Source organism: Demequina sp. (genome assembly GCF_049841215.1).
Lineage (GTDB): Bacteria > Actinomycetota > Actinomycetes > Actinomycetales > Demequinaceae > Demequina.
In genome coordinates, this window is record NZ_JASGEO010000023.1 from 31120 (window position 1) to 54195 (window position 23076).

19 protein-coding genes are annotated in these 23076 nt (G+C 66.6%); 6 read left to right on the forward strand and 13 right to left on the reverse strand.

Annotated features, from left to right (window positions below):
• Positions 1-6 precede the first annotated feature (6 nt).
• Positions 7-747, reverse strand: coding sequence for a siderophore-interacting protein (locus tag QM618_RS11160; RefSeq protein ID WP_428098926.1), 741 nt, complete (start codon positions 745-747; stop codon positions 7-9).
• 1 nt (position 748) lies between these two features.
• Positions 749-1390, reverse strand: a complete 642-nt coding sequence (locus tag QM618_RS11165) for an NAD(P)-dependent oxidoreductase (RefSeq protein WP_428098931.1) — start codon at positions 1388-1390, stop codon at positions 749-751.
• Between QM618_RS11165 and QM618_RS11170 the strand changes: the two genes are divergently transcribed.
• Positions 1389-2387: a ribose-phosphate diphosphokinase gene (locus QM618_RS11170; protein ID WP_428098938.1), complete on the forward strand. Its 999-nt coding sequence runs from the start codon at positions 1389-1391 to the stop codon at positions 2385-2387. The genes QM618_RS11165 and QM618_RS11170 overlap by 2 nt on opposite strands.
• 43 nt (positions 2388-2430) lie before the next feature.
• Here QM618_RS11170 and QM618_RS11175 read toward each other — a convergent pair whose 3' ends face one another.
• Together QM618_RS11175 and QM618_RS11180 are read right to left on the reverse strand one after the other, a co-directional pair.
• Complete coding sequence (locus tag QM618_RS11175) at positions 2431-3459, reverse strand: 1-acyl-sn-glycerol-3-phosphate acyltransferase (RefSeq protein ID WP_428098942.1); 1029 nt, start codon at positions 3457-3459, stop codon at positions 2431-2433.
• Positions 3456-4280 (reverse strand): patatin-like phospholipase family protein, encoded by an 825-nt coding sequence (locus QM618_RS11180; protein WP_428098945.1) that lies wholly within the window; start codon positions 4278-4280, stop codon positions 3456-3458. The genes QM618_RS11175 and QM618_RS11180 overlap by 4 nt, the downstream gene beginning before the upstream one ends.
• A 35-nt stretch (positions 4281-4315) precedes the next feature.
• Between QM618_RS11180 and QM618_RS11185 the strand changes: the two genes are divergently transcribed.
• On the forward strand, positions 4316-5161 hold the full coding sequence (locus QM618_RS11185; RefSeq protein WP_428098950.1) for an aldo/keto reductase: 846 nt from the start codon (positions 4316-4318) through the stop codon (positions 5159-5161).
• Positions 5162-5684: 523 nt separating this feature from the next.
• Here the strand turns inward: QM618_RS11185 and QM618_RS11190 are convergent.
• Positions 5685-6248 (reverse strand): TetR/AcrR family transcriptional regulator, encoded by a 564-nt coding sequence (locus QM618_RS11190; RefSeq protein WP_428098953.1) that lies wholly within the window; start codon positions 6246-6248, stop codon positions 5685-5687.
• Positions 6249-6427: 179 nt separating this feature from the next.
• On the opposite strand from QM618_RS11190, the gene QM618_RS11195 reads away from it, so the two are divergent.
• Positions 6428-8797 (forward strand): glycoside hydrolase family 3 C-terminal domain-containing protein, encoded by a 2370-nt coding sequence (locus tag QM618_RS11195; RefSeq protein ID WP_428098956.1) that lies wholly within the window; start codon positions 6428-6430, stop codon positions 8795-8797.
• A gap of 34 nt (positions 8798-8831) precedes the next feature.
• Entirely contained in the window at positions 8832-9203 is a 372-nt protein-coding gene (locus tag QM618_RS11200) for a hypothetical protein (protein ID WP_428098962.1), read from the forward strand.
• 6 nt (positions 9204-9209) lie between these two features.
• On the opposite strand, the gene QM618_RS11205 is transcribed toward QM618_RS11200, so the two are convergent.
• A complete protein-coding gene (locus tag QM618_RS11205; protein ID WP_428098965.1) occupies positions 9210-9470 on the reverse strand; it encodes a YkvA family protein in 261 nt (86 codons plus the stop codon).
• Between the two features lie 51 nt (positions 9471-9521).
• Positions 9522-10121 carry a TetR/AcrR family transcriptional regulator gene (locus QM618_RS11210; RefSeq protein WP_428098968.1) on the reverse strand — a complete coding sequence of 200 codons (600 nt, stop codon included), beginning with the start codon at positions 10119-10121 and terminating at the stop codon, positions 9522-9524.
• A gap of 121 nt (positions 10122-10242) precedes the next feature.
• On the opposite strand from QM618_RS11210, the gene QM618_RS11215 reads away from it, so the two are divergent.
• On the forward strand, positions 10243-12405 hold the full coding sequence (locus tag QM618_RS11215; RefSeq protein ID WP_428098971.1) for an MMPL family transporter: 2163 nt from the start codon (positions 10243-10245) through the stop codon (positions 12403-12405).
• 75 nt (positions 12406-12480) lie between these two features.
• Here the strand turns inward: QM618_RS11215 and QM618_RS11220 are convergent, their stop codons facing one another.
• The 3 genes from QM618_RS11220 to QM618_RS11230 all read right to left on the reverse strand — a co-directional run bounded on the left by QM618_RS11220 (position 12481) and on the right by QM618_RS11230 (position 17694).
• A complete protein-coding gene (locus QM618_RS11220) occupies positions 12481-15327 on the reverse strand; it encodes a hypothetical protein (RefSeq protein WP_428098974.1) in 2847 nt (948 codons plus the stop codon).
• Positions 15320-17137 carry an HSP90 family protein gene (locus QM618_RS11225; RefSeq protein ID WP_428098977.1) on the reverse strand — a complete coding sequence of 606 codons (1818 nt, stop codon included), beginning with the start codon at positions 17135-17137 and terminating at the stop codon, positions 15320-15322. The genes QM618_RS11220 and QM618_RS11225 overlap by 8 nt, the downstream gene beginning before the upstream one ends.
• A gap of 68 nt (positions 17138-17205) precedes the next feature.
• Entirely contained in the window at positions 17206-17694 is a 489-nt protein-coding gene (locus QM618_RS11230; protein WP_428098981.1) for a beta-class carbonic anhydrase, read from the reverse strand.
• 40 nt (positions 17695-17734) lie between these two features.
• Between QM618_RS11230 and QM618_RS11235 the strand changes: the two genes are divergently transcribed.
• The gene (locus tag QM618_RS11235) at positions 17735-18505 is read left to right on the forward strand and encodes an SDR family NAD(P)-dependent oxidoreductase (RefSeq protein ID WP_428098984.1); all 771 of its coding nucleotides are present in this window, start codon (positions 17735-17737) and stop codon (positions 18503-18505) included.
• Positions 18506-18562: 57 nt separating this feature from the next.
• Here QM618_RS11235 and mmsB read toward each other — a convergent pair whose 3' ends face one another.
• The 3 genes from mmsB to chvE all read right to left on the reverse strand — a co-directional run bounded on the left by mmsB (position 18563) and on the right by chvE (position 22552).
• The gene (gene mmsB / locus QM618_RS11240) at positions 18563-19741 is read right to left on the reverse strand and encodes a multiple monosaccharide ABC transporter permease (RefSeq protein WP_428098989.1); all 1179 of its coding nucleotides are present in this window, start codon (positions 19739-19741) and stop codon (positions 18563-18565) included.
• A complete protein-coding gene (gene mmsA / locus QM618_RS11245) occupies positions 19738-21309 on the reverse strand; it encodes a multiple monosaccharide ABC transporter ATP-binding protein (protein WP_428098992.1) in 1572 nt (523 codons plus the stop codon). Before mmsA ends, mmsB begins: the two co-directional genes overlap by 4 nt.
• An 85-nt stretch (positions 21310-21394) precedes the next feature.
• The gene (chvE, locus tag QM618_RS11250; RefSeq protein ID WP_428098997.1) at positions 21395-22552 is read right to left on the reverse strand and encodes a multiple monosaccharide ABC transporter substrate-binding protein; all 1158 of its coding nucleotides are present in this window, start codon (positions 22550-22552) and stop codon (positions 21395-21397) included.
• Between the last annotated feature and the right edge of the window lie 524 nt (positions 22553-23076).

Consider the following 23076-nt stretch of genomic DNA (forward strand, 5'->3'; position numbering starts at 1 on the left):
GCCGCGCTAGTCCTGCTCCATCTGCGCGTTGAACTCGCGCTTGGACGCGCGCCACGCCTCGTCCGTGTGACCCGCACGCCAGTAGCCTGAGACCGACAGGTGTTGGCGGGGGACGCCGAGTTCTCCTAACAGATACCGCCGCAGTGGCCGCACCATCTCCGCGTTGCCGTGCAGGAACACCTCGGCGTCCCCCTGCGGCAGGGTGGCTGCCAGCACCGCCGCCACAAGCTTCTCCCCGTACTCGGCGCCGTCGCGATGTACCCACGTGACGTCGCCGGCGGCGAGCGGATACTCCTGCTCCGCAGCGCCCACCTCGGCAAATACCAGGGCCTTCGATCCCGTCGGCATCAGCTCAAGCCCGGAAGCGATGGCCGGCAGAGCGCTCTCGTCACCAATGAAGAGGTGCCAGTCCGCGTCGGGGCGCGGCGACCATTCACCCCCAGGCCCCACGAACTCGAGTATGTCGCCGGGAACGGCATTCGCCGCCCACGGACCGGCGAGGCCCTCGTCTCCGTGAACCACGAAATCGATGGTCATGCGCGCACCCTCGAGAGAGCGGATCGTGTACGCACGCTGCACTCCATCGAAGAGAAGCTTCACGTAGGAATCAGCGAAGAGCTCCGGCGCATCCAGCGGAACGTCGAACACCACGCGCACCATCGCGGGCGTGAGCCACTCCTGGCTCACGACCGCGGCGGTGTGATGGGGCCGCACGGGGCGGCCGGAAAGAGGTTGGGGGGAGGTCACCCTATGAGGCTACCGAGATGTGCTCACGCGAATGGTCGCCCGACTCGATGACGTCCAGCACCGCAAGCGCGAGGTCCGCGCCGGTGATCGTGGAGGTGCCGTTCTCGTCGAGAATCGCCACGTCGTCGCTCAGGCGGTAGGTGCCGGTGGGCTCGCCGGGGATCCACGATCCGTACTGGGCCGGCGGGCTCACGAAGACCCAGTCCACTCCCTCTGCCGATGCGGAAAGCGTCTCGAGGGACTGGTGCCCAGCATTTGCCTCGGCGCGGTACTGCTCCGGAACCTCGCCCTCGATGAAGCGTGGCTCACCCGCAGCAGGGCGCAGCGAGGAGAAGCCCCCCACGAACACCACGCGCGCACCAGAGGAGGCCGCGCGCTCAACGAGTGCGGCGGCAATCTGCGGAGCTGCCTGCGCAGCCTCGCCGCGCGAGGAGACGGCGGTGACCACAGCGTCGGCCCCTTCAAAGGCGGTGTCGAGGATGGCGCTGTCGAGCGCGGAGCCGGCCACGTACGTGACGCCGGGCGTGGGCGCGGACGGCTCGGAGCGGGAGATGACGGTGACGGAGTGGCCGCGCTTGACGGCCTCGGAGACGACTGCGGCGCCGGTGTACCCGTTGCCGCCGATGACGGTGATGTTTGACATGTCAACGAATAACGTTGTCACTCCGCGCGGCATTCCTGGCGCCGTTAGGATTCTCAACGTGGAGTCGATCCGTGTATTCGCCGGCAGCGGCGGCGTCCAATTTGCCGATGCGATGTGCGCGGAGTTGGGGGTGCCGCGCAGCGAGGCTCGCCTGCAGCGCTTCGCCAACGACTGCCTGCAGGTGCAGCTCATGGAGAACGTCCGCGAGCGCGACGTCTACCTGGTGCAGCCCATCGTGGCGCCAACGCAAGAGAACCTCGTGGAGTTGCTGCTCATGATCGATGCCGCGCGTGGGGCGTCTGCCAGGCGCGTTACCGCCGTGATGCCGCATTTCGCCTATGCGCGCAGCGACAAGAAGGACGCGTCTCGCATCTCGATTGGCGGCCGGCTGGTGGCGGACATGTTGAGCGCGGCGGGCGTGAGCCGTGTGCTCACGATGACGCTCCACGCGCCTCAGGTGCACGCGTTCTTCCGCGTTCCCGTTGACCAGCTTCACGCGCTCACGACGCTCGCCGACCACTTCCGCAACGGCGGCCTGCCCAACACCACGGTGGTCTCCCCCGACCTCGGCAATGCCAAGTCCGCCTCGAAGTTCGCGAAGCTCCTCGACACCCCGGTGGCTGCCGGCGCCAAGGAGCGCTTCGAGGGCGACCGCGTGGAGATCAGCCACCTGATTGGCGACGTCAAGGATCGCGACGTCATCGTGCTCGACGACGAGATCGCCAACGGCACCACCATCCTCGCGATCCTCGACAAGCTCGAGCAGCATGGCGCCCGCAAGATCTCCATCGCGTGCACCCACGGCATCTTCAGCAACGGCGCCTTGGAGCGCATCGGCGACGACCCCCGCGTTCACGAGATCGTCACCACCGACACCGTTCCCCACACGCTGTCCTTCACCCATCCCAAGCTCACGGTGCTGTCCGTAGCGCCCGCGTTTGCGGAGGCGGTGCGCCGCATTCACTCCGGCGAATCGGTAAGCGTGCTGTTCTCCTGATCGCTCCTCCTGCCCGACGGCTGGGTTGGCTTGGGCGGGCAGGTTACGCGGTGCGGTTCTCGCCGATCCAGCGGTCGATCCTCTCCCACCAATCAAAGAGCCAGACTTCGCGCTCCTCGAGAGTTGCCGGCACCTCGTCCGCCGGGACCGTCCACATTTTGAGTGTGATGCGCTTGTCGACGGGGAGCGCCTGCCAGATATCGCCAACGGTCTCGAGCTGGTCCAACCCCGTGTGGCCCATCATGACGATGCGCGCTTGCGGCGCGTTCTCGATCGCGGCGAGGAGCCCTCCCGCGTGCGGCGCCATGACGTGCTGCATCGCTTCGGATCTGGCCGCGAGGTCCGCCTGCCCCTTCGCGCGCAACTGCTCGATGCGTCGCGCACGGCGGCGCGGCGTCACGTTGCCGCCCTCGGGGAAGATCAGCAGGGTGTCGTTGTCTTTGAGGCCGGCCGCAAGCTCCCCAATGGCGAGGGCACCGCCCGGCCCCTTCCGGCGTCGGCCCGTGGTGACAAACCGCGTGGGCACGCGGTTGAGCAATACGTCGATCGCGGGGTCCCATTGCAGGGTGTCCTTCATGACGATCGCGGGTTCGCGGTTGAAGCGGTTGATGAGGGTGTTCACGATGATGAACGAGTCCGCGGGGCCGCCGTGGCGGCTCACCACGATGGTTGGTACCGTGGGACCGGCCGGCTGGAGGTCCGCATCGTCCACCACGATCTCGAGACGCAAGAGCCACTTCGCCGCCCAGAACAGGGAGCCGAGCATCGCCGCCATCAGGCGGAAGTGTCGACGCTGGAACCAGTCGCGATGGATGGCCCAACCAAAGCCGGACGCGACCCACAGGATGAACATCCAGACCAACGCGAGCGCGTCCCACAGCAGGTACAGACCCACCATGAAGACCACGCGCAAGATTCGCAACTTGCCCGGCAGCGCCCAGGCCACCACGCCCGCCGCAACAATGCCGAGCCACAACGCAACCGGCATCCACACGAAGGCGAGCAACACGATCAGCGGCGCAAGCACTACCCGCCGCACCCACAGCGGCGGGAGCGACCAGACGCGGCTCATCGGACGTGCTCCTCGAGGTAGGCCGCGCTCGATTCGAAGGCCGCCTGGATGCGGCGATGGGTTGCGTCGAGGTTGCGGTAGGCGGTGAACTTGTCGTCGCCGGGGTGGGAGCCGCCGTAGGGAAGCACATGCACGCTCACCGCAGCGGGCACCGCAGCCATGTCGCGCGCGAAGCGGTGGCGCCGGGCGATCTCGAAGGCGACGCGCGCCACCTCGGAGGGCTTTGTGGGAACCGTGAGCGGCTCCTCGATGCGGCCCACTTGCAAGACGTAGACGGTAGTTGCGCCGCGCGAGATCGCCTCGCCAAGGGGAATGGAGTTAACGATGCCGCCGTCCACGAAGTGCTCACCGTTAAGGAGCGCCGGGGGCAGCGCAGCGGGAACCGACGCAGAGGCGATCACTGCGTCGATGACGTTGCCGGAGTCGAACCACACCTCCGCGGCACGCTCGATGCTTGACGCGCAGACGGCGAGGGGCACGGCGAGTTCGCTGAACTGGGTCTCGGACCCGATGATCGAGCCCAGCAGCTCCCGTAGCGGTGCGGGGTCGTTGAGGTGCGTACGCGAACGAGCGAGGCGCTGCATCTGCCGCGCCCAGCTGTCTCCGTACACCGCGTTCGCGGTGGGTGAGGCCCAGGCATCGACGAGCGTGTCCACGACGTCCGCCGTGGGATTCGCGGCAACCGCGGCGCCGTTGATGGCGCCGATCGACGTGCCCACCACGAGGCCCGGAGTGATGCCCGCGGCGAAGAGCGCGCGCAGCATCCCCACTTCCACGGCGCCACGGACACCGCCTCCACCGAGCACGAACGCCGTCGTCATGTGCTCAACATTAGCCGCGGACGTAGGGTGGACAGATGACTGAGCACCTCATCCTCAACGACGGCCTCTCGCTTCCAGAGATTGGGTTTGGCACCTATCCGCTGCGCGGAGACGAAGGGTATCGCGCGGTGCGCTCCGCGCTCGATGCCGGCTATCGGCTCATCGACTCGGCCGTGAACTACGGCAACGAGGAGGAGGTGGGCCGCGCCATTCGCGACTGGCTGAAGGACACGGGCACCGACCGCGATGAGATCGTGGTGCAGACCAAGATCCCGGGGCGCGCCCATGAGTTCGAGGCGGCGAAGCGCGCGGGCCGCGAGTCTCTGGCCACCATGGGTCTGGACCGAATCGATGTGGTGCTTATCCACTGGCCCAACCCCAGCGTCGGGAAGTACAAGGAGGCGTGGCGCGGGCTTGTGGAACTGCGAGAGCAAGGCGTTGCGCGATCCATCGGCGTGAGCAACTTCACCGCGGAGCATCTGGCAGCGATCATCGACGACTCCGGCGTCACCCCTGCTATCAACCAGGTTGAGCTGCACCCCTACTTCATCCAAGAGGAGTTGCGGGCGGAGCACGAGCGCCTTGGCATCGTCACCGAGTCGTGGAGCCCGCTGGGCAAGGCGAGCGCGCCATACGAGCAGCCGCCGGTGGTGGAGGCGGCCACGCGGCACAACGTCACGCCCGCGCAGGTGATTCTGCGATGGCACATCGAGTTGGGCGCGGTGCCGCTTCCCAAGTCGGGGCGGCCGGAGCGTCAGGCGGAGAACCTCGACGTGTTTGGGTTTGAGCTCACGCCGGACGAGGTGGAGGCGATCTCCGCGCTCACCCGCGCGGACGGGCGGCTGTTTGGTGGCGACCCCAACACCCACGAGGAGATGTAAGCGCGCCTGCGGTACGTAGCGCGTCCTAAACGCCCCTTACGGCGCGGTGGTTGCCGCCAGCGCGCATCTGGGTAAGGGGTGGCTCTGGTGAGGCTCAGGCATTAGCCCGACGCTGTGCTCGCTGTCCGTACATTGCGGCACGAATCGCGCCGCACTCGTGCCGGGTTGTACGGACGCAGGTTCCGGGGGACAGCCGGCTCAGGGGGACAGCAGGTTCCGGGGGACAGCCGGCTCAGGGGGACAGCCGGCTCAGGGGGACAGCCGACGAGCGGCTGTTTGGCGGCGACCCCAACACCCACGAGGAGATGTAAGCGCGCCTGCGGTACGTAGCGCGTCCTAAACGCCCCTTAGGACGCGGTGGTTGCCGCCAGCGCGCATCTGGGTAAGGGGCGGCTCAGGTGAAGCTCCCGGGGGTGGCTCAGGTGAGGCTCCCGGGGTGGCTCTGGTGAGGCTCCCGGGGTGGCTCTGGTGACGCTCAGGCATTAGCTCGACGCTGTGGCCAGGTTCCGCTCCGCGGCACCCCTTACCCTTCCGGGCACCTCTCGGCGGCAGCAAGCAGTGGATCCGCAATCGCCTTCCACCGCTCGCGCAGGTCAAACGCGGTGGGGTCGCGCAGCCAGTTGAGTTGCAGCCCGTCGGCAACCGCAAGAATCTGCCGGATTAGCTCCTCGGGATTCGCGTACTCCTCCGCCACGATGGGCGCGAACTGCGTCACGATCGCCTCTGCGCGCCCAAGGAAGTACTCATGCCCGGGGTGCCGGGGATCGATCGCCTGCGCCTCCACGATGGCAAAGAGCTCCGCCGCCTTGGGCCGCGCCACGATGTTGTCGATCATCGCGTCCACCATGCGCCGGCTCATGCCGGGCCCGGGTTCGATCGCGGAGAACAGCTCCTCGTCCCGCTCCTCGCGATACTGAACTACGGCAACTACCAGGGTGGGCATGTCGGGGAAATAGTGCATGAGCCCGGGCGCTGACAGCCCGCATTCCCGGGCAAGACCGCGCATCGTGAGGCCCTGATGGCCTTGCTCGTCGATGATCGCCATCGCCGTCGAGAGGATGGCCGCTCGGCGCTCGTCGCGCTCCATGCGAGTGCCCAAAAATCACCTCTTCGTTGCGGTTGCGCACATCCTACTTGCGAGTTAACATCAACCTATCTAACATTGTTAGATAGCGCGCGGGCGTTTGATTCCCCCCCTTAACGCCCGCGCGCTTTTTCTTTGCCCTGGGGACGTCCCCTCCCCGCAACGACGCACTAGAGGGAGCCATGCGCGACACCACCGCCGCGGCCGAGCGGATCGTCGCCGGCCTCAGCCTTGACGACAAGATCCGCCTGCTGAGCGGGAAGGACCTGTGGACCACGGAAGAGGCGCCCGGCGCCCCCTCCATCATGGTGACCGACGGCCCACACGGCTTGCGTAAGCAACTCGCCACTGGCGACACCTTGGAGCTTGGCAAGTCCGCCCCCGCCACGTGCTTCCCCACCGCCGCCGCGCTCGGCTCCAGCTGGGACACCGAGCTACTCGAAGAGGTGGGCGAGGCGCTCGGCCGCGAGTGCCGCGCGGAGAACGTCGGCGTGCTGCTTGGCCCCGGCCTCAACCTCAAGCGCCACGCCGCGGGCGGCCGCACCTTCGAGTACTTCAGCGAGGACCCGTTCCTCAGCGGTCACATGGCCGCCGCGCTCGTGAAGGGCGTCCAGTCCCAAGGCGTCGGCACGTCCATCAAGCACTATGTGGCCAACAACCAGGAACATCGCCGTATGACGATCGACACGATCATCGACGAGCGCACCTTCCGTGAGCTCTACCTCACCGGCTTCGAGATCGCCGTTCGCGAGTCCAAGCCCTGGACCATCATGAGCTCCTACAACCTCGTCAACGGCGAGCACGTTGGCGAAAGCCGCACCCTCATGACCACGATCCTGCGCGAGGAGTTCGGCTTCGACGGCCTCGCCATGACCGACTGGGGCGCCACCTACGACCGCCCCGCCGCCGTTCACGCGGGCCTCGACCTCGAGATGCCAGGCTCCAACGGCTCGTGGGATGAGGCCGTCAAGGACGCAGTCGCGAGCGGCACCCTCAGCGAGGCCGACGTTGACCTGGCTGCCGTACGCGTGCTCGACATGGCGCTGCGTGCGCAAGTGCCCGACGCTGGCCCGGCAGACTTCGACGCTCACCACGCCCTCGCCCGCCGTGCGGCGGCCGCGGGCTCCGTGCTCCTCACCAACGATGGGATCCTCCCCCTGAAGCCCAAAGGCACCATCGCGGTCATCGGCGCCTTCGCCGAGGCGCCCCGCTACCAGGGCGCCGGATCGTCTCTCGTCACAGCCACCAAGGTGGACGCGTTCCTGCCGCTCTTCCGCGACGCTCTCGGCGCCAAAGCCACGGTGACGTACGCGCCCGGCTACGACGCACGAACGGGCGCCGCGACCAAGGAGCAGCTCGACGAGGCCCGTGCCGCAGCGTCGGGCGCCGACACCGTTGTGCTGCTCGTTGGCTTGCCATCCGCCCTGGAATCCGAGGGCTTTGACCGCACCACACTGCGCCTTCCCGACGGCCACGAGGCCCTCATCGCGGCCGTCACCGAGGCGAACCCCAAGACCGTTGTGGTGATGCTCAACGGCGGCGCCGTGGTCACGCCATGGGCCGACAAGCCCGCCGCGATCCTCGAGGCGTACCTTGGTGGACAAGCCGGCGGCGGCGCGATCGCTGACGTGCTGCTTGGCGTGGCCGAGCCGGGCGGGCGGCTCGCGGAATCCTTCCCGGTCGCCCAACAGGACGTGGCCGCGGACCGCAACTTCCCCGGCGGCCTCACGCAGGTGGAGTATCGCGAGGGGCTCTACGTTGGCTACCGCTTCCACGACAGCGCCGGCGTTCCCGCGCGCTTCCCGTTTGGCCATGGCCTCAGCTACACGAGCTTTGGCTACAGCGGCCTCAGCGCCCGCAAGAGCGGCGACGGCTACACCGTCACCGTGACCGTCACCAACACCGGCAAGCGTGCCGGGTCAGAGGTGGTGCAGCTCTATGTGCGCGACGTCGAGTCCACGGTGTACCGCCCCGCGAAGGAGCTGAGGGCCTTCGCGAAGGTGGCACTTGCGCCAGGTGAGTCGCAGAAGGTCACGCTGCGGCTTGACCGCCGCGCGTTCGCCGTGTGGGACGTGGCCGCACATGCGTGGCTCGTGGAGGTGGGCGAGTTCGAGCTGCTGGTTGGCTCGTCGTCGGTGGACATTCGCGAGCGCAAGATCGTCAAGGTGGCGTCCGATGACGTGCTCGCCCCCTCCGCGGGGCCGGTGGACTTTGTTGCCACCGACGAGGAGTTCGCGGCGATGCTTGGGCACGCCATCCCGACGGCCCGGCCGGTTTTGCCGTTCACGCTCGACTCCACGTTGGGTGACCTCACGATCAGCCCGGTTGGTCGTCGCGTGGTCGCGGCCGTGAAGAAGCAGGTGGAGAAACAGTTCAACCTCGCGGACGCCGCACCGGATGATGCGCAAGCGGGAATGTTCGCCTCGATCCTCGAGGAGCTCCCTGTGCGCGGGCTGTCGATGATGTCGGACGGCAAGGTCTCGCTGACGTCGGCCAAGCGACTAGTCCGCATCCTCAACCTCACCACCCCCAAAGCCTGGGGCAAGCGCTAGGGCACGCAGCGTCGGGCCGTGCCATGCTGGGACGGTGAGCCGTTGGGAGACGTGGGCGAGGCTAGACCTTGGCGACCACGGGATGGGGCTGCAGCGAGACGACCCCCAGCGCGTGGGCTTCGTGGAGCTGACGGACAGGCTGCGGTGGGTGCCGCGCGAAGGTGACGACTGGGCGGTGCCGATCGCATCGCTCACCGTGCGGACGCGAAAGCGCCGTTTCGCGCCTCCCCACAATGGGGTGGAACTTGAGGTCCCGAACATGGGCATTGTGCGAATCCGCGCGCTCGCGCAACGGCCTGGGACCGCGGTGCCCGCGCAGACTGCGTATCAAGGGCAGGCGGGACGGTCGCGAAGACTGCTCGCCGAACTCATCAAGCGCGGGGCCGCGTATGACCCGCGGGACTAGCGGAAACTAGGAAAGTCGCGTCGCCTTGACGTACTCGCCGCCGTGGACGCTCACCTCGTACCGACTCTTCTCTTTGGCGGCGAGAGCAATGAGCACCGCCCACAAGCCAAGATCGTCCGCGAGGCCAAGCGGCCCAAGGAACAGTTCGGGGATGAAGTCGAGCGGCGAGATCGTGTAGACAACCGTGGCCACGGCCGCCACCCACGTCATGGGCGCCAACTTGTGCTCGCCGTGGAACACGGCCTTAGTGAAGTTCCACCAGCTCATGAGTACCTCCCGGGGTGAATCTGGCGCTTCCAGGTTAACCCCGCGCTGGGGTTAGCGCTCCAAGACGGCTGACACCGTATCCGCAATGTAGTCGATGGAGGTTGGCGAGAACTTGGGCTCATCGGGGAAGGCGAGGTGCCAGCTGTCGATGACCGCGAGGCCAGCAGCGACCGCCGCTGTGGCTCGTACCAGATGCTCTGGTTGAATCTGGGCGGGGTCGGTGGTTCCCGAAAGGGCCGACGCAAGCGTGATCGCCAACACGTTGGTGATGCCGGAGGCGGAGATCTCCGCGCTGACCAGGGCCTGGATTTGCGGGTCCTTGAACACGGCGATGGACTCGGGATCGCATTCGGCCATGGACGCGATGATGTCCCGCACGAATGCCCTGCGGTCGCTCTCACTGGCGAGAGGGGGTTGCTTGTCCATGACGCTGCGCACACTCGTGATGGGCTGGTCCACGATGGCCCGGAGAATGTCGTCCTTCGACGCGAAGTGGTAGTACAGCGCGGCCTTGGTCACTCCAAGAGCGTCGGAGATGTCGCGGATGGACGTGCCTGCGAAGCCGCGGTCCGCGAATAGGCCCGCGGCCACCCTGATGATGCGGTCGCGCGTGTCGGTTCGCCGAGCATCCGCGAAAGTATCCGTGCTCATGCCCTCATCCTCCATCGCACGTCACCAAGAATTCGCTTGACGAACGTTTAGTTATCGTGCCAGTATCGGCCCTGCAACCATCTTAACGGTCGTTCAGTAAAACATCCAAGGGGAGAAAATCATGAAAGCCATCGCCCGACTCTCCACCCGCAGGCCGCTCGCCGTGCTGCTGGGGTGGATCGCCCTCGTCATCGGCCTCCAAGTGCTCGTGGCGACCGTAGGCCAAGACATGCGCGACACCTACGCGCTCAAAGGCAGCGACTCTCAAGCCGCCTATGACCTCCTCGAGGAACGCTTCCCCAGCACCGCGGGCGACTCGGACACGATCGCGTTCAAGGTGGCGTCCGGGACGGTCGAGGGAGCGCGCGGCGAGATCACCGAGGTGCTCGACGAGATCGCCGCCGTGCCGTCGGTCACCTCCATCACCAGCCCCTTCCAGCCCGACGGCGCCGGCCAAGTCTCCCCCGACGGCACCATCGCCTTCGCGACAGTCACGTACGACGACCAGGCCTACAACCTCCCGCTTGCCGACATCGAGAAGGTTGGCGAGATCGTGGGCGCGGCAAACTCCGAGAGCCTCACCGTTGGCCAGGCGGGCCAGGCCGCGAGCCGCCTTAGCAACCCCGAGGTGGGGGCGGGTGAACTCATTGGGCTCGCGATCGCCGCCGTGATCCTGTTCGTCGCCTTCGGATCCCTCATGGCAACAACCGTGCCGCTCATCAGCGCGATCATCGCGCTCACGGGATCGCTCGCCGCGCTGAGCCTGTTCTCCAACCTCACGCCTGCGTCCACCTCCGCGCCAACGCTCGCGGTGCTGCTTGGACTCGGCATCGGCATCGACTACGCCCTGTTCATCGTCAACCGCCACCGCCTCGGCCTCAAGGCGGGCCGCGAGGTGCGCGAGTCCGTCCGCGCGTCCGTCACCACCTCAGGCCGCGCGGTGGTGTTCGCCGGAATCACGGTGTTCATCTCGCTCGCCGGAATGTTCGTTCCGCAGATCGCCTTCTTGTCCTCGCTCGCGATCGCCGCCGCCATCACCGTGGTGTTCTCCGTCGCCGCCTCCATCACTCTGGTGCCCGCACTGCTCACGCTCTACGGTCACCGCGTGCTGAGCCGCCGCGAGCGCGCGGCCCTCGACCAGCACGGCGCCATCCCCAACGCCGTTCCCCAGCCAGGACGGTTCGCCAACCTGGTGGAGCGTCGGCCCTTGATCACGAGCCTCGCCGCGCTCGCCCTTCTCGCGGTGGTCGCCATCCCGGCGTTCTCGCTGCGCCTGGGGAACGCGGACCAAGGCAACGACCCCGCCGGCTCGCCAACGCGCACGGCATACGACCTGGTATCCGAGGGCTTTGGGCCGGGCGCCAACGGCACCTTGGTAGTAGTGGCCGACGCTGGGGATACCACCGCGCTCGCCGGCACCATCGCGTCGGACGCCGACGTAGCGGCCGTGCGCGGGCCTATTCCGAACGCTGGCGGAACGGCGCAGATGCTCGTGGTGGTGCCCGCAACCTCGCCGCAAGCGGTGGAAACCGAGCAGCTCGTGGAACGCATCCGCGACACCTACATCCCGGACGCTGGCGTTGACGCTCACGTGGGCGGGTCCGTGGCCAGCCAGGCCGACTTCACGGATGCGATCGCGGACTCGCTACCGCTGTTCTTCGCGATCGTGATTGGGCTGTCCGTGCTGGTGCTCATGGTCGCGTTCCGCTCGGTGGTGCTACCGCTTGTGGGCGCGGCGATGAACCTGCTGTCCGCGCTTGCCGCGTTCGGCGTGATCGTGGCGGTGTTCCAGTGGGGCTGGGGTCACCAGCTCATCGGGGTTGGAGAGGGTGGCCCCATCGAGCCGTTCGTTCCCCTCATCCTGTTCGCGCTGCTCTTTGGGCTCTCGATGGATTACCAGGTGTTCCTCGTGTCCCGGATCGCCGAGCTGTACCACGGCGGGCGCTCCAACTCCGTGGCCATACGCCGCGGGCTCGCGGAGGTCTCGCGCGTGATCATCGCCGCAGCGTCGATCATGGTGGTGGTGTTTGGATCGTTCGTGACGTCCGAGTCGCGGATCATGAAGCTGCTTGGCCTTGGCCTGGCGGTGGCGGTGTTCATCGACGCGTTCGTGGTGCGCGTGGTGCTCGTCCCGGCGATCATGCGGTTGCTTGGCCGCGCTAACTGGTGGATGCCAGCGTGGCTCGACCGGATCCTCCCCCACCTCGATATTGACGGGGAAGGTGACGCGCACGCGGAAGCCAGCCGCAGCGTCGGGCAGGAAAAGCACCTAACCCCCGCCTAGCCCACATCCCCTGAGTGCCTCAGTGTCGATCCGCGCAGGAAAGTAGCACTGAGGCACTCAGGGAACACCAGGGCGCTAGGCGATGTCGAAGAACGCCTCCCACTGGGCAATGAGGTCGTCGCGCTCGAGGCGGCGGAAGACGTCGATCGCGAGGCTCGCGAACAGGTCGCGCTGCTCGCCGAACTCGCCGGCCCGGTCGCGGTAGGTCTCAAGCAGGGCGATCGCTTCGTCGGCCCTGTCGAGCGAGACCAACGCGTTGGCGAGGTACCACAGCGAGGGCGCGGCCGTCTCGTAGTTCTCCGCGGCGAGGGCAACAGCGAGCGCGTCGCGAGCAAGGGGCTCCACCGTCTGCGGCTCACCGTGGTCGTATTCGAGAGCAACCCTGGTGCCCATCGCGTCGACGTACGCCTCGGGATCCTCGATCTGACGCGAGACGTCGACGAGGTGGTCCGCGCGAGCGCGCCACGAGTCCACGCCCATCTCGGCGAGCACCGTGGCGAGCTGCTTGGTGAGTTCAAACTCGAGGGCAGGCTCCGGGTTCGCGGCCAGCTGCCCAAGCCCGGCCTCCGCGGCCTCCACCGCCGCGTCCCAGCGTTCCTGGAAGCGGAACTCGCGCACCGCATACGTGGCCGCCTGCGCGGCGGCGAGCGGAGCGTCGTCCCTGATGAACTGGGTGACGGCCTCGCGATAGTGCTCACCGGCGCGGCGGTCGTACGAGTCGTCGTAGGCCCGCCCAAGCCGGAAGTGCGTCTGCGCGAGCGCGCCCGGCTGCGTGTCAGGATCCGCGCTCTCGACCGCGAGGATGCCCTCGAGCATCGGCACCGCGCGGTCGGCCTCGCCCGTGTCGATGAGCGCGAGCGCCCACGTCCATTGAATGCCCATGGGCAGGCTCTCGTCGCCGCGCAACAGGCTCTGGGCATACTCGAAGCGCACACCAGCGGCGCCCGGGTTGCCCGCATTCGCCCAGGCGGTGCCGGCGTCGAGCGACGCGAATACGGCGCTGCGCACAAAGCCAGCGGCCGAGTACAGCGTTGCCGCCTCGTCGAACAGTTCGGCCGCGGCGTCCGTGGCTCCCAGCCTGCCCAGCATGTTCGCCTGCATCGTGAGCAGCGACGCGCGGATCACTCGCGACGGCGACGCCTCAACACCCGCAGCAACGGCATTCACCGCGGCCTCCGGCTGCTGCTGGGCAAAGCGCAACTGCCCCAACTGCTGTAGCGAGGAGGCAAGCGACAGCGCGGTGCCATACCGCTCGTCATCGTCGCCCTGCCCTGCGAGCTCAGCCTCCAATTTCGCGATCCCCTCGGCGAAACGATCGCCTAGCGCCGCGAGCACCTCGCCATCCGGCTCTCCCTCGCCGCCCAGTTGGGCGCGCAGCTCAAGCGCTGCGGAACGCAGCCGCAGCCCGACGGCCGCGTCAGGGTAGGCGGCAAGCGCCGCCTCGATCTGGGGCTGGGTAGCGTCGGGGCCAGTCTCGCGCGCGAAGGCGGCGGTGTCTGGCCCGTAGCGCTCGTTGAGAGCGTCGACGTAGGCGGCGAAGGCCTGGTCGAGGCGAGCGACGTCACCCGTGATCTCTGCCGCCTGGGTGAGTGCGCCGTACGCACGAACCCGCAGAATCGGCGTGAGCTGCGCTTCACTGACGAGCGCGGTACGGGCGGCAGACTCCGCGGCGTCAATGTCACCAGCCCACAGGCAATCGACGGCGCGCCACACCCAGTCGCTGGGCGTCGACGGCTCGTTCGGAAGCACCATGATCGCGGCGAAGTCCTGATCCTGGTCCAGCTCGAGCGGGTGCTCTTCGCCCCGCAGGGCGCGCGCTTCCGCAACGCGGCCGGCCCAGTAGTCATTGCCGTTGCGCTCGTCGAAGCGTGCCGCCAGATCATCGGCGAAGGCCCACAGCACCTCGGCCACCTCCGTGACGCGAAGGGGGCGCTCGGCCTCGGGCAGGATGCCTGCTAGTGCGGCGTTCGTGGACGCGCGAACGGCGGCATCCTCTCGAATCGCGGCGGCAAAGCGGTCAAGCGCCACCGCAAAGTTCAGGCTTGCCTTGAGCTGATCCCGCTCGCGGAGCGCGCCGTGGCCAAGGCCCGCGAGGTGGCGCTCGACGGTGCTCAAAGCCAGCTCGTGGTTGCCGGTGAGCGACGCGAAGAGCGCGACGAAGCTCTGATTCTCCACCTGCTCTGCCTCGCCGCGAGACGCCTCAAGCACCAACTCGTACGCCTCCACTGCCTCGTCGGAGCGGCCAGCGCGCAGCAGCGGGATCAGCACGCGAGCGAGCATGCTCTCCGGCTCTTCGGCACATCCTTCGCCGTCGCGCCAGGTCTTGATCGCAACGCGGATCGCCTCCGCCTCGTCGCCCTGGAGCAGGGCCAAGTCGACGTAGTTGGCCGGGGTGCACGCCGCGCACGAGGAGAAGTCGTCGCGCGGTGTCGCGGCCGAGATGGCACCCAACTCGGTTGCCTGGGCCACGCGCCCGCGCCCAATCGCCGTCTCAAACTTGGCGCCAGCAACGGCGGACAGTGGCAGACCCGCGTTGCGGTACGTCGCCTCGAAGTCGGCGAGCACCGCATCGACCTGTTCGGCGCTGAACGCGGGCGAACCCATCAGCAGTCCCGGCATCCACTTGTACTGCCAGAAGATCGTGTCGCTCGAGTCATCCGCGGGGCCGACGAACCGGGCGGGGTCCTCGGCGTGCTTTGCCGCACACCACGCGAAGTTCGCGAGCGCGAGATCGCTGATGCCGCTCATGACGCCCTCCGCCGTGAGGCGCATGCGGCCGGAGAACTCCGCGTCGAGGTCTCCCACTTCTTGCGCTTGCGCCACCACTGCGGTGGCGGCCTCGCGGTGCGCCGGCCCCCATGGCATGTAGCGCAGCATCTCCGCCTGCTCGTCGAGGTCGATCTGTGTGGTGTCGTCAGTCATGGGTTCCCTCCCTGTTAAGCCCAACGCTCAAGGTGATGAGGTCGTCGAGCGATTGGCTCATGAGCGCGCGGTCGCGCTCCGTCAACGGACGTCTTCCGGCAAGCAACGCCTGCACGTACAGCAGGCGCACACCGCGATCGAGCACCGCGCCGTCGTCTAGCGACGCGAGGCGCTGCACCAGGGGCGATGCCCAGTTGAGGCAGATCTGCGCGCGCGTAGCCGTGCGCCCTTGCGCCTCTGCGGTTTCGTCAACGCGCGTGGCCGCGGTGCGCAACACGGCCGCCCACGGGCCCTTGGCGATCTCGCTCGCGCGCGTGAGATCCACGCGCGTCAGCACTCGGGCGTCTGCCACGTACAGCGATGGCACCTCGGCGCCGGGAAGCACCTTCACCACGGCCTCCACGTCCACGTCCGTGAGCGCCGCCGTTGCGCGCGCAGCGAGCGCGGACGTCCTCGCGAGATCCTCCACCGCGGGCTCGTCGAGCTCCGCAAGCCACGCCACCACATCCGCGCGGGACACGTTCAGCCCGGCAAAGATCTGCGGCGCGATCGTCAACAGCTCCTCGTGATGCACGTACGAGCCATTGACGAGCGTGCCCGTGGTCCCGAGCCCGCTCAGCATGCGGAACTCGTCGAGCGACGGCGCAAACTGCACGTCGCCGTCCTGCGCGAGCTCCCTGAGCTCACGCGGCCCGGCAGCAGTCTCAAATGTGAGGTACGGCCCCACGATGCGGAACAGTTCCTCGTCCTCGCGGCACGCCGCGCGAATCGCGAGGTCGTGGACGCTCAGGAACTCCCGCAGACGCGGCTGGTTGCGCTCCGCGAGGTCCCGCACCCACGCGCGCACGGCGTCAGCAATGCCGTCCCGCGTGGCCTTAAGGGCGTCGTCGCGCACCAACGACTCGCGGCTCGCCGTTGGCGTCAGCACATCGGACGTCACCACCGGCCGCAAGAAGAACGCCCAATCCGGCACCAGTTGCGGCTCGTCAGGGCTTAGCAGCATGCGCCCCACGTACACGCGCGCGCCCCGCGTTTTCAGGCCCGACGCTCCACGCAGTACGTACCCAACTCCCGTTGTCGCGGTGCCGGGTACGCGCAAGGGGATCGCGTCAAGCGGCTCGTGCCCGATGAGCTCGTGGCCGTACGCGAGCACCTGCGCGCGGTGCGTGACAGCGTTGAGCAAGAAGGGCGCATCACCGCTGATGCGCTCGCTCTCGCCATCGCGCTCGAGCACCACGGGCACTGGAAGGAACTCGGCATACATGCGAGCAAGCCTTGCCACAGCGTCGGGCCCAAGAAGTTCACCTCTGTCAAAGGACGGCCGCAGGGTAACGCGAGTGCCGATGGGCACGGCGTCGCTTTGGTGTGCCGGCAGCTCTTCCACGGCGTAGGTGCCGTCCGCGCTGCCGCGCCACACGCACGCGGGGCGGCCGTCCTTGCGGCTGAGGATCTCGATCGTGTCCGCGACCATGAAGCAGCTCAGCAGGCCGATGCCGAAGTGGCCAAGGAAGTCCTCGTTGGGGAGGTCGAGCATGTCGCGCTTCGAGGAGCGGCCAACCGTTGCGAGCAGGTCCGCGACCTCGTCGGCGGCGAGGCCGATGCCGTCGTCGATCATGACGAACGGGTTGTCCGCGGTGGCCGGGCGGATGCGAATAGCCCAGTCGGGATTGGGCTCGTGGTGGTCCGCGCGTGCGATGATCGCGTCCCGCGAATTCTGCAGGAGTTCGCGCAGGTAGACCTCTGGCCCGGAGTAAATATGCCGCGACAACAGGTCAATGACCCCGCGCAGGTCTACACCGAACTCGCTCACGTGGAAGCCCTCCCCAGGCGCCCCCGCAGCGTGGTGCCAAGGGGTTCTGGTGACGAAGCCTGCCGGGTTTATACCACTTCGCGCAACTCGCCCGTGTGGACGTCGAACACAAAGCCGCGCACCTGGGTGGTGTCGACGAGGAATGGTGAGCGGCGCACGCGCTCCATCGACTGGCGCAGATCCGCGTCGAGGTCCGTGAAGGATTCCGGGCTCCACGCGGGCTTGAGGCCCGTCTCGTCGAGCAGTTGGTTACGCAACTGATCGTCGGTGAACGTGAGCGCGCCGCAGTCCGTGTGGTGAATGAGGATGACCTCACGGGTGCCGAGCTTGCGCTGGGAAATCGTGAGCGAGCGGATGACGTCATCGGTCACCACGCCGCCCGCGTTGCGCATGACGTGGGCATCGCCAACCTCAAGGCCGAGCGCAGCGAAGATGTCGAGGCGAGAGTCCATGCAGCTCACCACGGCGAGCTGCCTCCTTGGGGGGAGTGGGCGGTCCGGGGTGTACTTCGCGGCGTAAGCCTTGTTGTTCGCGATGAGCTCGTCGGCAATTCCCATGGGGAAAGACTACGGGCCCGCCCGATGCGAGGATGGACCCATGTCTCGCATCTTCATCACCGGCTCCGCCCAAGGCATCGGCGCAGAGAGCGCCCGCCAACTCATAGATATGGGCCACGACGTGGTGCTCCACGGTCGCAATGAGGAGCGGGCCGCGGCGGCGCTCGCACTCCTGCCCGACGCTGTGGGCGCCGTAGCGGGCGACCTCGCCTCGATCTCTGGCGCCACCTCGGTAGCTGAACGGGCCAACGCCCTGGGGCCCTTCGATGCCGTGATTCACAACGCGGGTATCGGTGGCGGGCTGCGCGAGAGGACGCTCACCGAGGACGGGCTCGAGCTCATTTTCCACACAAACGTGGTTGGTCCCTACGTGGTCACCGCGCTCATGCCCGTGAGCCCGCGGATGGTCTACTTGACCTCCGGTCTTGAGGGCCAAGGCGTATGGCGGCCGGACGATCTGCAATGGGCCAGGCGCGAGTGGGACGGGATGCAAGCCTACAGCGACTCCAAACTGCACGACTCGATGCTCGCGTTCGAGCTCGCCGCTCGGCACCCGGAGGCGATTGTCAACTCGGTGGATCCGGGCTGGATCAAGACGCAACTTGGCGGGCCCAACGCGTGGGACGAGGTCGCAGACGGCGCCGAGACTCAAGTGTGGCTGGTGACGTCAGACGAGAAGGCGGCCACAGCGTCGGGCCGCTATGTGAAGCGACGCGAGAGCCAAGAACCCAACGCCGTTGTGCGCGACGTGGCCGCGCGAGCGGAACTCGTCGAGGAGCTCCACCGCATCACCGGCCTCACGCTGCCCTAAGGCAGCACAAGGCCCCGCCCACCGAATTGAGCGGGGCCCGTTGCCCTTGTTAATGACTTAGCGGGAGCCAGCCCTGCGCTTGTTGTAGACGTCGAACGCCACGGCGAGCAGCAGCACGAGGCCCTTGACGATGTACTGCCACTGCTGCGGGTAACCGAGCAACTGCATGCCGTTCGACATCGTGGCCATGATCAGACCACCAACGATCGCGCCGGAAACCTTGCCCACACCACCCGTGACGGCCGCTCCGCCGATGAACGCCGCGGAAATGGCGTCGAGCTCGAAGAAGTTACCAGCCTGAGGGGTTGCACTGTTGAGGCGAGCCGAGAACAGGATGCCCGCCACACCGGCGAGGAAGCCCATATTGAGCATGATGCCGAAGTTGACCCACTTGACCTTGACGCCGGAGAGCGTCGCGGCGGTGAGGTTGCCACCGATCGCGTACACGTGTCGGCCGAACACCGTTCGCGCCGTGACCACCGAGTAGACCAGCACGAGGACGCCTAGGATGACGAGCACGATCGGCAGACCCTTGAAGTTAGCCAAGCGCCATCCGAGCCACATCACCACCGCGCCAATGGCGACGAGCTTGATGATGAAAAGCGGTAGCGCCGCCACAACCTGCTTGTACTGAATGGCCTTGCGGCGAGCTCGGAACTGGCTGAACACGTAGCCCGCGACGCCGAGTGCAAAGACCACGAGTGTGAACACGTCGTAGCCGTCGCCGCCGAGCCACCCGTTGATATGGCCGTTTGCCAGGCTCTGGTACTGCTCGGGGAAATTCGACAGCGAGGTGTTCTTCAGTACCTGCCACGTCGCTCCACGGAAGATGAGCATGCCGGCGAGCGTGACAATAAACGCCGGAATGCCAACGAAAGCCACCCAGAAGCCCTGCCATGCGCCCACCAGCAGGCCAACAGCCAAGCCGGCAATGACGCCAAGCCACCACGGATGCTGGTCCTTGATGACCACCACTGCGGACACCGCGCCCGCGAGCGCTGCAACAGATCCCACCGACAGGTCGATGTGGCCGCCGATGATCACGATCACCATGCCGATGGCGAGGACCAGGATGTAGGAGTACTGCAGGACGATGTTGTTCAGGTTCTCGGGCCCGAGCAGCTTCCCGTCCGTGAGGATCGTGAAGAGCAGCACGATCGCGACAAAGGCGATGAAGATTCCGCTCTGGCGGAGGTTGCGAGTGAAGAGTTCCTTCACGTTTGCGATGCCGGTCATGCGGCCGTGCCTTCCCTTCCCGCCGAGGCGGAGGTACGACGCTCTTGCGTCATGAGTGTCATGAGTGCCTCTGGCGTCGCGTCCTTGACGTCCATGACGCCAGTGATGCGCCCAAAGGCGAGGGTGTAGATGCGGTCACACGTGCCTAGCAGTTCCGGCAACTCTGAGGAGATCAGGATGATCGCCTTGCCCTCCGCCGCCACCTTGTTGATCAGCGTGTAGATCTCAAACTTTGCACCAACGTCGATACCGCGCGTGGGCTCATCGAGGATCATCACCTCGGGGTCCGTGTACAGCCACTTGGAGAGCACCACCTTCTGCTGGTTTCCACCAGAGAGGTTGCCCGCCTTCTGCAGCACAGTAGGCGTCTTGATGTTCATCGCAGCGCGGTACTCCTCGGCGACCACCGTTTCCTCGTTGCCGTTGACAAAGCCGTTCTTCGACAGCTTGCCCAGCGCCGCGGCACTGATGTTGCGCTTGACGTCCTCGATGAGGTTGAGGCCGTAGCGCTTGCGGTCTTCCGTGGCATAGGCGAGGCCCGCGTCGATCGCGCGCGAGACGGTACTCGTATTGATCTGCTCGCCGTGCATGTAGACCTCGCCGCTGATGCCGCGGCCGTAGGTGTGGCCGAAGACGCTCATCGCGAGCTCCGTGCGGCCGGCGCCCATGAGGCCGGCGATGCCGACCACTTCGCCCGCGCGGACGAACAGCTCCGCATTGTCGACCACCACCCGCTCTGGCTGGGTGGGGTGGTGAACCGTCCAGTTCTCGACCCGGAAGATCTCATCGCCGATGGTGTGATCGATGCGCTCGGGGTAGCGGTGCTCGAGGTCCCGGCCCACCATGCCGCGGATGATGCGGTCTTGGGTGGACGCGGGGTCGCTCATGTCGATGGTCTCGATGGTGCGGCCGTCACGGATGATCGTGGTGCGGTCGGCGACGTACTCAATCTCGTTGAGCTTGTGCGAAATCATGATCGACGTGATGCCGTGCTCCTTGAGCCCCTTGAGGAGGTTCAGCAGGTGCTCGGAGTCGTTGTCGTTGAGGGCCGCGGTTGGCTCGTCGAGGATGAGCAGCTTCACGTCCTTGGAGAGCGCCTTCGCGATCTCGATGAGCTGCTGCTTGCCAACACCAAGCTGCCCGACGGGTGTGGCTGAGTTCTCGTTGAGGCCCACCCTGTGCATGAGCTCGTTCGCTTCGTGGTTGGCCTGATTCCAGTCGATCAGCCCAAGGAAGCCGCGGCGCTCGTTTCCCAGGAAGATGTTCTCGGCGACAGTCAGGTGGGGCACCAGGGCGAGCTCCTGGTGGATGATGACGATGCCTGCGGCTTCAGAGTCGTTGATGTTACTGAACTGCGCGAGTTCACCGTTGTAGTGAATCTCGCCCTCGTAGGTGCCGTGCGGGTACACGCCCGACAGCACCTTCATGAGGGTTGATTTTCCTGCGCCGTTTTCGCCGCAGATGGCATGAATCTCGCCCTGACGGACCTCGAGGTCTACGTCAGACAGTGCCTTCACGCCAGGGAAAGTCTTGGTGATGCTGCGCATCTCCAGGATGTTGCTGGCCATTGGTCCTTCTCCGTTGATGACTCGACCGGGGTCGTCGGCCCCCGCCCGCTAGCGGGGGGGGGCCGACTTCCTTGTGCTTCTGAGACTAGCTGGCGACGCCAGCCGCAACCTCGTCAGCGGTCCAGTAGCCCGAGTCAATGAGCAGGGACTGGATGTTGTCCTTGTAGACGATGTCCGACTCGAGGAGGTACGACGGCACAACCTTCACGCCGTTGTCGTACGTGGTCGTGTCGTTCGCCTCGGGCTCCTCGCCAGCAAGCAGGGACTCGGCGCTCGTGATCGCCTGAGCGGCGAGCTTGCGGGTGTCCTTGAAGATCGTGGCGAACTGAACGTCGTCGTTGATCAGCTTGACGGAGGCGATCTCGGCGTCCTGACCGGAAACGATCGGGAAGCCGTCGGAGATCGTGGCGGGGTAGCCAGCGTTCTGCAGGGCGGTGATGATGCCGCGAGACAGACCGTCGTAGGGCGACAGCACGCCCTGGACCTTGTCGCCACCCGTGTAGGTGGAGGTAAGCAGGTCCTCCATGCGCTTCTGAGCGACGTCCTGCTGCCAACGAAGGATGGCAACCTGCTCGAAGTCCGTCTGACCCGACTTCACGACGAGCACGCCGCTGTCGATGAAGGGCTGGAGCGTGTCCATCGCGCCGTTGAAGAAGAATCCGGCGTTGTTGTCGTCGGGCGAACCGGCGAACAGCTCGATGTTGAACGGACCGGTGGCCGTGCCCTCGGAGCCGTCAGCGTTGAGAACGCCAAGGCCAACGAGCAGCGAGGTGGCCTGCTGGACGCCAACCTTGTAGTTGTCGAACGTGACGTAGAAGTCAACGTTCGCGCTGTCACGGATGAGGCGGTCATACGCGATGACCTTGATGCCCTTGTCCGCAGCGGACTGCAGCTGAGAGGACAGCGCGGTGCCGTCGATCGCGGCGATGATCAGCACCTTGGCGCCGTTCGTGATCATCTGGTCAACCTGCTGCGACTGCGTGGGGATGTCGTCGTTCGCGTACTGCAGGTCAACGTCAAAGCCGAGCTCTTCAAGGCCGGCCTTGACGGCTTCGCCGTCAGCGATCCAGCGCTCGGACGTCTGCGTGGGCATAGCGACACCAACGAGGCCACCCTCGGTTGCGGTGCCGCCAGTGGGGGCGTCCGACGGGTCGTCGGTGCCTGCTCCGCCGCCGGAGCATGCCGCGAGCGTGAGTGCCATGAGGGCACCGGCTGCGGCCGCAAGGAACTTCCTTGACTTCATTTCTCCTCCTTGAGAGATGGCACGCGTCCCTGCGTACCAGTACTTGTCAGTATGTTTGCGTTCACATTCTCAGTCAAATACAGCAGGTCACGCTTTGATTACGGTTAGTAAAGTGCCTGGTCTGAGCCATGTTTGGCGTGAACAAAAACGGCCCGACGCTGGGGCCGGGAGAGACTGTGACCGGTCCCAATCACGCTCCTTACCAGGGGTAAGACTCTCCGACCGGGCGGTAGGGCCCCGGATCCGGCGGTGAGCGCTGACGCACGGCGGAGTGACGAACCCGACAATTGTTAGCGCCCCGCACCTGGTGCCATCTCCGGGGTCTTGCGATTCGCATCGCGGCCACCCCGAAACGGCAACCCCGCTGCCTGCGAAAAGCCGCTCCCTGAGTACGTGTGTGCTGGATCCAGCCCATATCCGGCACTCAGGTACTCAGGGAACGCAGCCGACCGCTGGAGGTAAGCCGCGCGGCGCGGGCCGGGCGCACCCGGACGGGTCGGGCGCGGGCGGCGCGGGCGGCGCGG